General features: G+C 42.4%; 12 protein-coding genes. 5 read left to right on the plus strand and 7 right to left on the minus strand.

All coding sequences use genetic code 11. The features are described from left to right. Window positions 1-198 precede the first annotated feature (198 nt). A complete protein-coding gene (locus NK987_RS15965) occupies window positions 199-1,263 on the plus strand; it encodes a hypothetical protein (protein ID WP_259264658.1) in 1,065 nt (354 codons plus the stop codon). Between the two features lie 158 nt (window positions 1,264-1,421). Here the strand turns inward: NK987_RS15965 and solA are convergent, their stop codons facing one another. Beyond that, window positions 1,422-2,588, minus strand: coding sequence for an N-methyl-L-tryptophan oxidase (gene solA / locus NK987_RS15970; protein ID WP_259264659.1), 1,167 nt, complete (start codon window positions 2,586-2,588; stop codon window positions 1,422-1,424). A gap of 17 nt (window positions 2,589-2,605) precedes the next feature. Continuing rightward, window positions 2,606-4,282, minus strand: a complete 1,677-nt coding sequence (locus NK987_RS15975) for an amidase (RefSeq protein ID WP_259264660.1) — start codon at window positions 4,280-4,282, stop codon at window positions 2,606-2,608. A gap of 75 nt (window positions 4,283-4,357) precedes the next feature. Here NK987_RS15975 and NK987_RS15980 point away from each other — a divergent pair, with 75 nt between their 5' ends. Together NK987_RS15980 and NK987_RS15985 are read left to right on the plus strand one after the other, a co-directional pair. After that, a complete protein-coding gene (locus tag NK987_RS15980) occupies window positions 4,358-4,795 on the plus strand; it encodes a hypothetical protein (protein ID WP_259264661.1) in 438 nt (145 codons plus the stop codon). 139 nt (window positions 4,796-4,934) lie between these two features. Beyond that, window positions 4,935-5,903 carry a sugar phosphate isomerase/epimerase family protein gene (locus NK987_RS15985; RefSeq protein WP_259264662.1) on the plus strand — a complete coding sequence of 323 codons (969 nt, stop codon included), beginning with the start codon at window positions 4,935-4,937 and terminating at the stop codon, window positions 5,901-5,903. Between the two features lie 5 nt (window positions 5,904-5,908). On the opposite strand, the gene NK987_RS15990 is transcribed toward NK987_RS15985, so the two are convergent. The 4 genes from NK987_RS15990 to NK987_RS16005 form a co-directional block, all read right to left on the minus strand. After that, on the minus strand, window positions 5,909-6,229 hold the full coding sequence (locus tag NK987_RS15990; RefSeq protein ID WP_259264663.1) for a hypothetical protein: 321 nt from the start codon (window positions 6,227-6,229) through the stop codon (window positions 5,909-5,911). Between the two features lie 21 nt (window positions 6,230-6,250). Then, a complete protein-coding gene (gene fumC / locus NK987_RS15995) occupies window positions 6,251-7,651 on the minus strand; it encodes a class II fumarate hydratase (protein ID WP_259264664.1) in 1,401 nt (466 codons plus the stop codon). Window positions 7,652-7,726: 75 nt separating this feature from the next. After that, window positions 7,727-8,212 carry a hypothetical protein gene (locus NK987_RS16000; protein WP_259264665.1) on the minus strand — a complete coding sequence of 162 codons (486 nt, stop codon included), beginning with the start codon at window positions 8,210-8,212 and terminating at the stop codon, window positions 7,727-7,729. A gap of 93 nt (window positions 8,213-8,305) precedes the next feature. After that, entirely contained in the window at window positions 8,306-8,686 is a 381-nt protein-coding gene (locus NK987_RS16005) for a RidA family protein (protein ID WP_113923586.1), read from the minus strand. A 160-nt stretch (window positions 8,687-8,846) separates the two neighbouring features. Here NK987_RS16005 and kynU point away from each other — a divergent pair, with 160 nt between their 5' ends. Together kynU and NK987_RS16015 are read left to right on the plus strand one after the other, a co-directional pair. Next, window positions 8,847-10,133, plus strand: a complete 1,287-nt coding sequence (gene kynU / locus NK987_RS16010; RefSeq protein WP_259264666.1) for a kynureninase — start codon at window positions 8,847-8,849, stop codon at window positions 10,131-10,133. A 25-nt stretch (window positions 10,134-10,158) separates the two neighbouring features. Then, window positions 10,159-11,514 carry an FAD-dependent oxidoreductase gene (locus NK987_RS16015; RefSeq protein ID WP_259264667.1) on the plus strand — a complete coding sequence of 452 codons (1,356 nt, stop codon included), beginning with the start codon at window positions 10,159-10,161 and terminating at the stop codon, window positions 11,512-11,514. Window positions 11,515-12,055: 541 nt separating this feature from the next. On the opposite strand, the gene NK987_RS16020 is transcribed toward NK987_RS16015, so the two are convergent. Continuing rightward, on the minus strand, window positions 12,056-13,834 hold the full coding sequence (locus NK987_RS16020) for a chloride channel protein (protein ID WP_259264668.1): 1,779 nt from the start codon (window positions 13,832-13,834) through the stop codon (window positions 12,056-12,058). Window positions 13,835-13,855 lie beyond the last annotated feature (21 nt).

Genomic DNA, 13,855 nt, shown 5'->3' on the forward strand with positions numbered 1-13,855 from the left:
GATTTCCACAACCCTAAATTATTCATTTCTGAGCGAAAAATAGCCTAAAGTCAGGTGATTAAAATTTTACTAAATCATGATAGATGTCATTTTCAGGTAATTATGAAATCTGTCATCTGACGTTACTCACTTGATGTTGAACCTGTTTTGTCTGTAATTTAATTTCTTCTCAAAAAATAGCTTCAAACCAAAAATACTATGGGTAAATTTTCTTTTGTTCTGACTTTGGTATTCTACCTATGCCTGTTGTATTTGAATTATCCAAAGCCGAATATGGGAGGTGACAATGCCATGGGATATGGATTGGGTTTGTCGTTTTTCGGTTTAGGGATTTCCTTAGGGAGCATTGGATTGTTTTTCTACTTGTCCAGACTTGGGGTCTTTGGTATGCTGACTCCGGATCCATTTTGGAGAAATTTTTTGGCAGTAATACTTTGCATCGCATTTGTAATTACCGTGTTTTTTTCAGCCGCACTAAAATGGGACAATATCACCGAGGCAGTGAGTTTTTCCCCTTGGCTGGCCAATATGAATTCCCTGATTTGGTTTCCTTTGTTGATTTTCATTCCATCGTTTCTGGTGCTTTTTTTGGGAAAAGAGCCAAGTTTTGCACCGGTAAGGATCTTTTTCTACATAGGATTTTTGTTTAGTCTTGTCTTTACGGTTGGTCTGTTGGTTGATTGGCTTGTCTACCAAAGTAAGCAGCAAAAAGAAATAATTTCGCAAATCCAGACACAGGACAAAGAACAATATGAAACTTACATGAGGGAAATTGAAGGTTTGGATTCTACCCAAAGTATCCTTGGGATTTTGCCGCTCACCGGAAGGTACCACGATGCGGAGGTCAGGGAGGCGGCAGTTGAAAAAATCAAATCAAGGCCTGATTGGGAAAGTGAATTGATCGGGATTCTGGTGTCTGAGTACAATTACCATTATGCCTATGATTTTTTTGATGGCAACATGGTGGACCATCCGGCTTTGTTTACCGAGCCGGTCCGCCTCAGCATCCTACAGATGGCCGCTGATATCCGTTCGACTATACGCGATTCCAATAACCTTCAAGAATGGTCATTTGATCATTTTGGGATTGAAAGGTTGCTTCGTGTGCTTGACGGGCAACTTTCAGGACTGGGTATGGATTTTTATCCTGCGATCCTCGAAGTCCGAAAAGCTTTGGACACCGCACCTCCGGACCGATTTAAAGGAGTCAAGTATTCAGTTACGTCAGTTTTGGATAACTGGATAAAGAAGAATGCGAGATGAAGAACAATCAAAATAAACTAGGGAAACCATGGCGCTCAAAGCAAATGAAGGGGCTTGTGACCAAAACAATATCAATCAATATCCAATATCAATTAATATCTGTTTACAATTGAAATGATGGATAAGACCAGATTAGCATACAAATATATGCTCCTAAGTTAATAATCCCGGAAACCAAAAACCTCCAAATCAAACCTAGGCTTTTTCCCAAGGATTTTATCAGCAATGCCTTCTCCAAGTCCGGCGGAGTGTTTGAACCCATGACCGCTGCAGGCTGAAGCCACCAAAACCTCGGGGAAATCAGGCAATTCATCCACCACGAAATAGGAATCAGAGGTGACTGTATAAATGCAGACTTTGGATTGGACCACCTTTTTATCGATATAGTTAAATCGGTTGGCAATTTTATTTTGGATAAAATCCTCACATTCTGCTTCCGAAACATCCCTCAAAATCGTATCGGGATGGTTTCTTTCTACAAAGGATTCCGAGGCGACTTTGATCGTAGCGCCATCCAAAGAAGGAAAACCATAGATAAAGTCTTCAGGCCCCGAATCATATCCCCACATGAATATGGGGGTTTTTCCCAGTTCAAATGTTTTTCCTTTCTTGGGAATCCAATGCAGGATCTGTCTGCAGATTTTGAATTGAGTCTTGACAAAGGAAGGCAAGAAGTCCTTGACCCACGGACCTGCACTGATCACCGCCTGAGCTGCTTCAAAGGTTCCTTGGTTGGTTTGGATCTGCACACCTCCACTCGAAATAGGCGAGATACCCAATACTTTTGTGTGGGTTTTGATCACGGCGTCATTTTGTGCGGCAAGTTGGAGTTGGGTCGAAATCGCCAGCTCGGGCCGGAGAAATCCTGCACTCGGCTCGTAATAGACTTTGCCGCTTTCTTCTAAATTGAATTCAGAATATCGGTTTCCGAGTTCTTGGGCATCAAAAACCTCATAGGGTATGTTTCCCTCTTGTGCGAATTTCACTGTCCTTTCGAAAAACCCTTCCGAGCCATGCTTCGCCCAACTTTGGATTCCGGAGTCAAAAAGCAAACCGCCTGTTGTCGTCATGATGGTAGACCCTGTTTGGGACTCAAGTTCTTTCCAGATTTCATGGGACCTCTTGACAATGGGCACAAAATCCATTCCTTCGCCGACCGCAAGTCTGGTAATCCTGGTTTCCCCGTGGGAAGAACCCATGGTATGTGGAGGGGAGAATTGGTCGATGCCAAGGATTCTTTTCCCCGATTTGCTCAGTTGCCAAAGGGTCGATGAGCCCAACGCACCTAGGCCTATCACTGCCACATCATATGTATTTCTTTCCATGAGGATCGGATGGATTTCTATTTGTCAAAAAAGGGAGGTCTCTTTTTCTGCCATTCGGTATTTTCCTGATAAGCTTTACCTAGCATTACCAGCTTTTCTTCGTCAAAAAGGTTGGCCAAAAAAGTAATGGAAGTCGGGCTGCCATTTTCAGCAAAACCGTTTGGCATGCAGAGGGCAGGATGTCCGGTCAGGTTGGTGATCTGAAGTTGGTTTCCCGCAAAGGAAGGAGTCACAATCACATCATATTCCTGAAATAAAGCGTGCATCTCTTCGATCAAAATGCTTCTGTACCTGTTGGCTTGGATGTATTCTACTGCCGGGATAAACCTTGCTGCACGGAAGAGATTTGGCCAGGCATTGCGGTGTTGGGCGACCAGTTGGTCATCGAGATTCAATCTCGTCAAGTCATCAAAAGCCGCAGCACCTTCCACATAGAGTGAAATCAGCATGCTGCTCGGATCGACAGAAGTTTTGAGTTCGACAGGATGGAGTTCCAGTCCCATCGCCCTCAGGTCTTCCAATACTTTTTGATCCTTGTCTATGTTTGCCCTTGTCCCTTCGAAGAAAGGGGCAAAATATCCGATTTTCATGTCTTTGATAGAATTTTTGGAGTTGTATTGAAATGCAGCGGCGATGGTGCTTTTGTCTTTGGGGTCAAATCCATTGATGACCGAAAGCACGATACCGTTGTCCAAAGCCGACCTGGAAATTGGGCCGATTTTGTCCATGCTCCAACTCAATGCCATCGCACCATGTTTGCTTACCCGGCCATATGTAGGTCTCAATCCGGTCACACCGTTTCTTGTGGACGGCGAGACAATGCTTCCGAGTGTTTCTGTTCCGATGGCAAAAGGCACCAATCCCGCACTCACAGCAGAGGCCGATCCAGCCGATGAACCGCTTGAACCTTGCTTCATGTTCCAAGGATTTTTGGTCACTCCTCCGTACCACACATCTCCCATGGCCAAGGCACCCAAGGTAAATTTACCCACCAAGACTGCGCCTGCTTCATTGAGTTTTTCTACCACTGTCGCTGTTTCATCGATCGTCTGATCTTTATAAGGCATAGCACCCCATGTGGTTTTGGTACCTTTTACAGCCAACAAATCCTTGATGCCATAAGGAATGCCATGCAGCGGACCGCGGTAGGTTCCTTTTGCAAGCTCGGCATCCATGGCTTTGGCTTTTTGCATGGCCTCAGTTTCCATCAAGGTGATAAGGCACTGAAGTGTATCCGAATAAGTTTTGATCCGGTCGAGGTAGATTCTTGTCAATCTTTCCGAGCTCAGCTTTTTGCTTTTGATCAAAGAAGAAAGTTCAGCGACGGAAAGGTAGGCGATGTCAGCTTCCCTTTTGGGTAAACTGACATTTACAGGTAATCCCCAATCACTTTCTTCCTGAATCTGATTTGGAACAAAACCATGGGGAAGAGGATTAAAACCAATGGCTGGAGCAACTGAATTTGTGATGGGCTGCTTGCGCATGGTTTCATAACTTGTCCTGTAATTGGTCAAATTGCGGTTCATGCTGTCCCTCTCGACGGGAGAAAATTCAAGTCCGATCAGGATTTCAGCGTTGGCAATGTTTTCGGGACTGATGTCCGCCATCATTTTGCCGCCGACAAATCCCGCAGACAAAAGGAGGATTCCCCCTACAATTAAACTTATGTGGTTCCTTTTTATAATTCTCTTCATGTAGATTTACGTTTGGTAAAAAAACCTATTCGGATGAGTAAATGTTATTTTCGAGGAATATAGCCAATTTAGATTATGGACAAAAACAGCATTACACCAAGTTTTCCAATGCCCCTACGCGGCTTGTTATTGCTTACAGGGATGTACACCTTTGCTTGGTCGGCTTTCTTCCGATATTTTGGAGAAGACTTTTTGAAATGGCTTTCAATGAATCCGGATTACCTCGCGGAGTCCAATACCAACGTCTTCGGGATTTTCGGGATGATCTTGGGATTTCTGATTTTTATGAGTGCCTTTTATCCGATCAGTTGGCAGTATTTGATTTTGGTCGGGATCATCGGACATCTGGCACTTCTGGTTTGGGTTTTGGTTGCTTTTATTCCTGATTTGGGATGGAACAAAAGGACCGTGTTCCAAATCGGTTTCAATCAAATCATCTGGATGGTATTGCTGATTGTTGTATTTATCCGTTCCGTCAAGGTAAAGAAATATATACAAACACTCGATAGCTAAATCAGTGGTTGATTGGCTTTAATTAAAATGAAAAGCCAAATATCAAGAATATCCAACCCAAAATTGTTGGTGTTAAAATTGATTCCTGATATTTTGCTGAAATTCGTTTTCGAATCTTTATTTCAATAACCTTAAACCTATGAACAGAAGAAATTTTATCCAAAAAAGTGCCGTTGCGGTAGCCGCAGGTAGCTTAATGCCCCATTTGACTATGGCCGATGACATGCAAAAAATCAAATCCCTTGGCGTTGCCTTGTTTACGGTTCCCAAAGCCCTTTCGGCAGATTTTGAAGGAACGCTTAAAGTGATTTCGGAAATCGGATATAAAGAGTTGGAGTTTTTTGGGCCATATACATTTTCGGATGAAGCGACCAAGGAAGGTTGGAAAATGGCAGCCAATGCATTGGGCTTTTCCGGAAGCGGGTATTTTGGAAAAACACCAAAAGAGGTAAAGGAAATTTTAAACAGGTATGGACTTTCTGCCCCGAGCATCCATGTGGATTTACCGACTTTGAGAAACAACATGGAGGGTGTGGCGGAAGCAGCACACGTGGTCGGGCACAAATATGTCGGGATCGCCATGATTCCTGATGACATGAGGAAAAGCCTCGACGATTACAAAAAGACTGCTGAGATCTTCAATCAGGTCGGTGAATCTGCCAAGAAAAACGGCTTGACTTTCTTCTATCATAACCATGGCTATGGCCACAAAGCTGTTGATGGCGTGGTTCCTTTCCAGATGATACTTGACAACACAGATGCTGATTTGGTCAAAATGCAGATGGATGTTTTTTGGTTTATCGCGGCAGGCATTGACCCCATCAAATACCTCAAGGAAAATCCAAAAAGGTTCCCTTTGCTCCATGTGAAAGACATGCGTGAGAAAAAAACTTTCCCAGGAGATGGTGGGAATATGGGTGAATGGATGGGGTTATTCCCGTACCTGGCTGATGCAGGCGATGGGGTTTTGGACTTGTCCGAGATTCTTTGCGAAGCAAAAAAATCAGGAGCCAACCATTTTCTGTTAGAAAAAGACCTGACTCCTGATCCTGTAAATGCCCTTCAAAAAAGCTTTGATTACCTCTCTGCTTTGAATCTGAAGTGCTGATTGTCTTAAAGAAGGATAATCAAAAGGATGATAATGATGATCAAAGCCCCTGTGGAAATGTAAAGACCCGTTCCACGGAGGGCTCTGGCTTCTTTTTCAAGGCTTTTCAGTTCTGCTTTGATTTCGGCTTTTTCAGCTTTTTCAAGATTTGATAATTCCATATCTCGGATTTCAAGAACCCTGGCTTCGATTTCCTCAAGTTTTACTTGCTCTTCAGCGGTCAATACTTTTGGTTCTTTTTTGCTTTTGCCTTCAGCAAATGTAGGTGTGGTGGAAAACAGGAGCATGGCGGCCGCTGTCGTCATCAAAATGTTCGATTTTTTCATATGGGGGTAAAATTGATTTGTTTATTTAAGACTGCCGATCATGTCCTCTGGCTTCACCCATTCGTCAAACTGCTCGTTTGTCAATAGACCCAATGCCAAAGCTGCTTCTCTTAGACTTGTCCCTTCTTTGTGTGCTTTCTTGGCAATGGCTGCGGCATTTTCATAGCCAATATAGGGATTTAATGCGGTAACCAACATCAGGGAATTCTCCAAATGTCGTTTGATAAATGCTGTATTCGGCTCAATACCAATGGCACAGTTGTCATTGAAAGAAACACAGGCATCTCCGATTAAACGGGCTGATTGTAGGAAGTTTGCAATCATCATAGGTTTGAAGACATTCAGCTCAAAATGTCCGTTTGATCCGCCGATGGAAATTGCCACGTCGTTGCCCATGACCTGTGCGGCCACCATGGTCATAGCTTCCACTTGGGTAGGATTGACTTTGCCTGGCATGATAGATGATCCCGGTTCATTTTCAGGAATCAGGATTTCACCGATACCGGATCTTGGACCTGAAGAAAGCATCCGGATGTCATTGGCGATTTTCATCAGACTCACTGCCAATTGCTTCAAGGCGCCGTGGGTTTCCACAATGCCGTCATGGGCCGCAAGTGCTTCAAATTTGTTGGGTGCAGTGACCATTGGCTGACCGGAGAATTGGGCGATTTTGGCGGCCACCAATTCAGAATACCCTGCAGGGGTATTCAATCCTGTGCCTACTGCAGTTCCACCAAGGGCAAGTTCTGACAGGTGGGACAAAGTATTTCTCAATGCTTTCAGTCCATGTTCAAGTTGCGCTACATAGCCCGAAAACTCCTGTCCCAAAGTAAGCGGAGTGGCGTCCATAAAGTGGGTCCTGCCGATCTTTACGACACCCATAAACTCCTCTGATTTTGCTTTCAGTGTATTTTTGAGGAGCTCCACACCAGGAATGGTTGTTTCCACTACCATCTTATACGCAGCAATGTGCATGGCGGTGGGGAAAGTATCGTTTGAAGACTGTGATTTGTTCACGTCATCATTGGGGTGGATTTTCTTTTTGGCATCTTCCAATGAACCTCCTAAAAGCACATGGGCCCTGTAGGCGATTACTTCGTTTGCATTCATGTTGGATTGTGTCCCAGAGCCTGTCTGCCAGATCACAAGTGGAAACTGATCGTCATGCTGTCCTGTCAATATCTCATCGCAGACTTTGGCAATGATATCGGCTTTGTCCTGAGTCAATACTCCGAGCTCGGCATTGGCGATGGCTGCAGACTTTTTGAGGATGGCAAATGCCCTGATGATTTCGATAGGCATCCTGTTTTTTTCACCGCCGATTTTGAAATTGTTGATGGACCTTTGGGTCTGCGCTCCCCAATATTTGTCTGCAGGAACCTCAACAGGTCCCATGGTATCTTTTTCTATCCTGATGCTCATATTTTTAGATGCTATGGTTATTTTCAGGCTGCTAAATTACTACCTGAATAGAAGAATACATAAGGATAAGGGGAATTAATCCATCACTTTGATGTTGAGAATTTCATGGAAAATTCCCTTGGAGAGCTTGATTTTCCTTTTGAAATAATTCCAGGCAAAGTAATAATTCCCTATACAGGCCAGGATACTCAATCCTGCATAGATTGGTTTTTGTGAAACAAAGCCAAAAAACACTGCCAATGTCAAGGTAATCACAGTCCAAAATCCAAGAAAAAATGCTGAACTCGGAAATAGGCGGTATTGGAGAAACAAAATACACCCTTTTGGTGTCGCCTCGATTTTACCCAAAATCAATGGTAAAAAACTATCAGGCTTATCGACTACCAAGGAAAGTCTGAATGATTCTTTTTCCACTTTTCCGTTGAATTGAAATCCTTTTTGAAGCCTTTCTTCATAATCCAAAAAGTTGATGTCCTTGGTCACTGCTGACAATCTTCCTTCCACTTCATTTTTGGACAAAGCAGAAACAAGCACTTCGCTATGATTGGGGAATGGATTCATGGGAACCTAACTCTAGTCAATTAAAAAAGTTGTGGTCCAAATCTTAATCGCCGGTAAAGGAATTTAGATTTGAACCGAAATGGATTTTTGTATTTATTTTACTGCAATACAGGAAATTTCCACATTGACATTCTTCGGAAGTTTGCTGACTTCCACGGTTTCCCTTGCAGGCGGATTGGTTTTGAAATACTGCCCGTAAGCTTCATTGATTGTTGCAAACTGACCCATGTCCCTGATAAATATGGTGCATTTGACTACATCGGCAAAGGTAAAACCTCCAGCTCTCAGCACCGCGTCCATGTTTTTCATGACGGCGTGGGTTTCTTCGGTAATATTTTCATTGATCAACTCACCGGTGACAGGATCCAAGGCAATCTGACCTGACAGATAAAGCGTATTTCCGGTTTTAACAGCTTGGCTATAGGGCCCGATAGGCGCAGGGGCATCACTTGAGAAGATGATTTCTTTGGACATGGGATATCTATTTTTGTGCAAAATACAGATTCAGAAACAACCGCCGAAATCAAATCGGTTTTTTTCAAAACAGAAACATGGTAATTTTGATGATGGAGACAAACCTATTGCCTTGATGGTGGTTTAGTCTTTGCCAACACCCTTCTTTCCATTACTAAAAATGAAAAATACAGACTACCGATTTTCAGAAGATTTTGCCAGAGAAATGGATGAAAAGGATCCTTTAGGAGGATTCCGGTCGAGATTTTATTTTCCCAAAGTCGATGGAAGGGAGGCGATTTATTTTTGTGGCAATTCCCTTGGGCTACAACCCAAAACCACAAAAGAATACATCCAAAAGGAGTTGGATAACTGGGCCAATCTGGCAGTAGATGGACATTTTCATGGGGAAGACGCATGGTATCATGTCCGCAAAAAATCCAAACCGGCTTTGGCTGAGATTGTCGGTGCACATGAGCATGAGGTCGTGGCGATGAATAACCTAAGTTCAAACCTTCATTTTTTGATGGTGTCATTTTACCAGCCTACCAAAGAGCGATTCAAAATCATCACTGAAGCAGGTGCTTTTCCCTCCGACATGTATATGCTCGAGACGCAGGTAAAGTTTCATGGCTTGGATCCCGATCAGACTATCATTGAATTGAAACCCAGGGAGGGAGAATATACGCTGAGGACTGAAGACATTCTAAAAACCATTTCAGAAAATCAGAGCCAACTTGCCTTGGTGATGATGGGAGGCTTACAATACTATACCGGGCAGGTGTTTGACATGGAGGCGATCACTTCCGCGGGACATGCAGCAGGAGCAAAAGTGGGATTTGACCTGGCCCATGCTGCAGGAAATGTTCCCCTTCAGTTGCATGATTGGGGCGTGGATTTTGCCACATGGTGCAGTTACAAATACATGAATTCAGGACCAGGCAACATCTCCGGTATTTTTGTACATGAGCGCCATGCCGAAAGTCCCGACTTGCCGAGATTTGCAGGTTGGTGGGGACATGATGAGGGAGAGCGGTTTAAGATGGAAAAAGGTTTTAAGCCGATGTTTGGCGCAGATGGATGGCAATTGGCCAATTCTAATGTACTTGCTTTGGCAACACATCAGGCTTCTTTGGATATTTTTCAGGAAGCTGGGATGGAGGCCCTTAGGCAAAAAAGTGAACTTTTGACAGGTTATTTGGAGTTTTTACTTCAAGAAATAAACGGTGAACGCGGTGTTATTGAAATAATTACCCCAAATAATACCAACGAAAGAGGCTGTCAATTATCTTTGCTCGTCAAAAAAGGCGGAAAAGCGGTCTTTGATGAGCTTTACCAAAATGCAATAGTAGGGGACTGGAGACATCCAAACGTAATCAGAATCGCACCCACACCGTTATATAACAGTTTCATGGATGTTTATCAATTTGCAAAAATCCTGGAACAATCCCTTCACAAATTTGCCTGATCGGGCAATAAGTTACTCTCAAACCATGAAAAAAAATGAAATCAGCATCCTTGGTTCCGGACTTATCGGATCATTGTTGAGCATATATATGAAAAAAAGAGGTCTTGACGTAAACGTTTACGAGAAAAGACCCGACAACCGTAAAGGTCAATACCAAGAAGAAGGCAGATCCATCAATATGGCACTGAGCGACAGGGGATGGAATGCCCTTGAAAAAGCAGGCTTAAAGGAAAAGGTGTTGACTTTGACTATCCCCATGTATGGACGCAAGATCCATGATGAACACGGAAAAACCAGTTTCATTCCCTATGGAAAAGAGGGGCAAGCCATTTATTCTATTTCCCGTGGCAGATTCAATCAATTGCTAGTAGACGAAGCCGAAAAACTTGGAGTCAATATGTTTTTTGGACATAAGGTGGAGGATGTTGATTTGAGGACCAATGAATTGACCATAACTGATGCAAATGGAAGTCAAGAAAAAATCTTTTCCAATGTAATCATCGGTTCAGATGGCGCATATTCGGCCCTCCGAAATGCTATGCTGAAGCAAGTCCGCTTCAATTACAAACAAGAATATATCACCCATGGCTACAAGGAACTCAGCATTCCTCCCACGGAGGATGGTGAATTTGCGATGGATCCCAACGCCCTCCATATTTGGCCTAGAGGCAGTTTTATGCTGATAGCCCTTCCAAATCCCAATAAATCATTTACCTGTACACTATTTTTGCCTTTTGACGGCGAGCGTGTCTGTTTTGAAAATATCAGGGATGAAAAAGATGTGACAAGCATTTTTGAAACCTACTTTGATGATGCGTATAAGATTATGCCTAATCTGAAAGAAGAATATTTCAAAAACCCTACTTCCGCCCTCATCAACATTGAATGCTATCCTTGGATGCTCAAAAGCGCTCTTTTGATCGGGGACGCTTCCCATGCCATGGTTCCTTTTTATGGTCAAGGGATGAATTGTGGATTTGAGGATTGCTTCATTTTGGATGAGTTGGTGGAAAAGTTCGGGACCAATGCATGGGAGTTGGTATTTGCCAAATTCCAGAAAAAGAGAAAAAAGGACACAGATGCGATTTGTCAGCTTGCGATGGAAAATTTCGAGGAAATGAGAAATGAGGTGTCTGATCCGAAATTCCTGATCCGAAAAAAAATCGAAGCCAAACTGCATAGCCTGTATCCTAAGGATTGGGTTCCGCTCTACACCATGGTGACTTTTTCCAATATGCCCTACTCAGAGGCATATGCTCAAGGGAAGCTACAGGAAAAAATCATGGACAAGGTCATGTCAAGCCCATTGATTTCCCAAAATTGGGATAAATTGGATTACGAAGATATCCTTTACCAAATGGACAAAGCGAAAGCTGTATAAAAGAAATAGCTGCTTCGAAAGGAGCAGCTATTTTTTTGCCTTTTTGGTTTATTGCCTTCTGCAAAAATTTTTACTTTGAATGTCATTCCAATTCTACATTAAGAATTGTATTCAGCATGTTAAATTTGTATATTTTTTATAAATTTCTTGATTATCCAAACAGAAAATTTCAAAATGAATTTTTAGTATTTTGTCATAACTTTTTTGTTGACAAGTGTTGGCAATATTTTTTGATAATTTCAGTTTTGGGATAGCTGGATTCATCGGAAAAGTCACCGCCAATTCTATAGTAAAATCTTCAAAAACTTCGAAATCAGCATGTAAAGACATATCTGAAAATGCAAGGCTTTTTTATCCACATTTTCGAATACTTTTCCACAATACTCGAAAAAACTAGTATAACCCATTGAAAATCAATGAATTAACTCCTTTCACTTTTACATGATTTTGTGGATAATTCACTGTAAATGAGAAATTTACAAAATCATTGTATTTTTTTGGGGTTGATAATCAGGTAAAAAAATAGCGAAAGTAATCCCGATTATTCTTGATTTTGGCGGATCAATTTCTTTCTATAGGCATGAAAAATTCTTGCTTTGGAGATAAATCCGATGTATTTGCCCGAGTCTGTAACAGGGAGGTTCCAGGCTCCTGATTTTTCGAACTTATCCATTACATTTTGCATATTTTCGTTACTGTTTATCACTTCAGGGGGAGAATGCATCAGTTGCTTGACCTTCAGCGTTTTCTGACTTTCTGAGTCAAACATAAGCTCCCTGATATCATCCAAAGTCACTATTCCATTCAGGTCGCCGTACTCATTCACTACTGGAAAAATGTTTCTTCTCGAAAGTTTTACCAATTCGCATAGGTCACCAAGACTTGCTTCCGGCGAAACAGGCAACAGATCATTTTCCATTATTTTTTTAATGTCCATGAGTTCCAGGACCTCCTCATCCTTGGTGGAAGGAAGAAAGGTACCTTTTGCGATCAGTTGCTTTTTGTAAAGTGAATCCTTGTCAAAATAGGTGGTAGTGACAAAAGAAATGGAGGAAACAAGCATCAACGGAATCAAAAGTTCATACCCACCTGTCAACTCTGCGATTAAAAATATCGCTGATAGCGGAGAGTGCTGCACCCCGCTCATCACCGCACACATGCCGACCAATGTAAATGAAGCCAATGGAAGTTCAATCGGCAGGTTCAAAAGGTTGGCAGAATAAGCGAACAGAAAACCGGCAATTCCACCTACAAACAAAGAAGGAGCAAAAACACCACCACTTCCTCCGGTACCGATTGTGATGGCAGATGCAATGGGCTTGATCAAAATAATCATTGAAAGAAACAGAATAATGAAATAAGGATTATCTATTTCTGAGAAAAAAGGACTCTTCGAAAGGATATTATTGGGTTGGCCGGAGACTAGATGATTGAGGGTATCATATCCTTCGCCATAGATGGGAGGAAAAATAAACAGGATCAAACCCAAAAACGCCCCACCGTAAAGAAGTTTAAGGAAAGGCTCATCGAATCTATCAAGAAATCCTTCTGTACTTAAGATAGTTCTACTAAAATATAGCGAAACAAAACCAGTAAAAACAGCCAAGCCAAAGTAATATGGTACATGGGAGGCCACAAATTCTTCGGATATCGAAAAGTTGAACATACTCTCATTACCCTGCAAAAGAATTGATGTGAGAGCTCCGGTAACCGAAGCTATCAATAGGGGAATAAAGCTGCCGATACTTACTTCCATAAGTATAACTTCTATAGCAAATATTACCGCACCGATAGGGGCCCCGAAGATTGCGGATATCGCTCCGGCTGCACCACATCCAATCAAAAGGGTTCTTTTTTTGGCATTTAGGTGCATCAATACTCCAATATTTGAACCAATTGCAGAACCCGTTACGACAATAGGCGCTTCCAATCCTACTGAACCTCCAAATCCAACTGTCAGTGCAGAAGTAATCACCCGGCTGTACATTTTGACCCTCGGGATTAAACTTCCTTTTTTGGAAATGATATATAGGATATCGGGGATTCCATGCCCACCCTTGTCTTTGAGGACGTAGGTCCCTATGAGGTAAGCAAGAGAAATTCCGATGATAGGATAAACGATGTAGAAAAAATTGGCATATTCCTCATAAAAACTGTTGGTGAGAAAGTGCTGTATAGCATGGACCAAGCCTTTGAGAATCACTGCAGCCACGCCGGAAACAATACCGATTACCCCACTTACGATTAAAACAAAGTTTTTTGTACTGAGGTGGCGGATCCTCCAAATTAAAAATCGTGTTATGTAATCAGTTTTTGCCAATCCTATCTATTGATTTTCAAT

Source organism: Aquiflexum gelatinilyticum (assembly GCF_024813435.1).
Classification (GTDB): Bacteria; Bacteroidota; Bacteroidia; order Cytophagales; family Cyclobacteriaceae; genus Cognataquiflexum; species Cognataquiflexum gelatinilyticum.

Bases quoted from the DNA above. Each gene is read 5' to 3' on its own strand.
- NK987_RS15965 (WP_259264658.1), top strand. From the start codon at position 199: ATGGGTAAATTTTCTTTTGTTCTGACTTTGGTATTCTACCTATGCCTG.
- solA (WP_259264659.1), bottom strand. From the start codon at position 2,588: ATGGAAAGAAATACATATGATGTGGCAGTGATAGGCCTAGGTGCGTTG.
- NK987_RS15975 (WP_259264660.1), bottom strand. From the start codon at position 4,282: ATGAAGAGAATTATAAAAAGGAACCACATAAGTTTAATTGTAGGGGGA.
- NK987_RS15980 (WP_259264661.1), top strand. From the start codon at position 4,358: ATGGACAAAAACAGCATTACACCAAGTTTTCCAATGCCCCTACGCGGC.
- NK987_RS15985 (WP_259264662.1), top strand. From the start codon at position 4,935: ATGAACAGAAGAAATTTTATCCAAAAAAGTGCCGTTGCGGTAGCCGCA.
- NK987_RS15990 (WP_259264663.1), bottom strand. From the start codon at position 6,229: ATGAAAAAATCGAACATTTTGATGACGACAGCGGCCGCCATGCTCCTG.
- fumC (WP_259264664.1), bottom strand. From the start codon at position 7,651: ATGAGCATCAGGATAGAAAAAGATACCATGGGACCTGTTGAGGTTCCT.
- NK987_RS16000 (WP_259264665.1), bottom strand. From the start codon at position 8,212: ATGAATCCATTCCCCAATCATAGCGAAGTGCTTGTTTCTGCTTTGTCC.
- NK987_RS16005 (WP_113923586.1), bottom strand. From the start codon at position 8,686: ATGTCCAAAGAAATCATCTTCTCAAGTGATGCCCCTGCGCCTATCGGG.
- kynU (WP_259264666.1), top strand. From the start codon at position 8,847: ATGAAAAATACAGACTACCGATTTTCAGAAGATTTTGCCAGAGAAATG.
- NK987_RS16015 (WP_259264667.1), top strand. From the start codon at position 10,159: ATGAAAAAAAATGAAATCAGCATCCTTGGTTCCGGACTTATCGGATCA.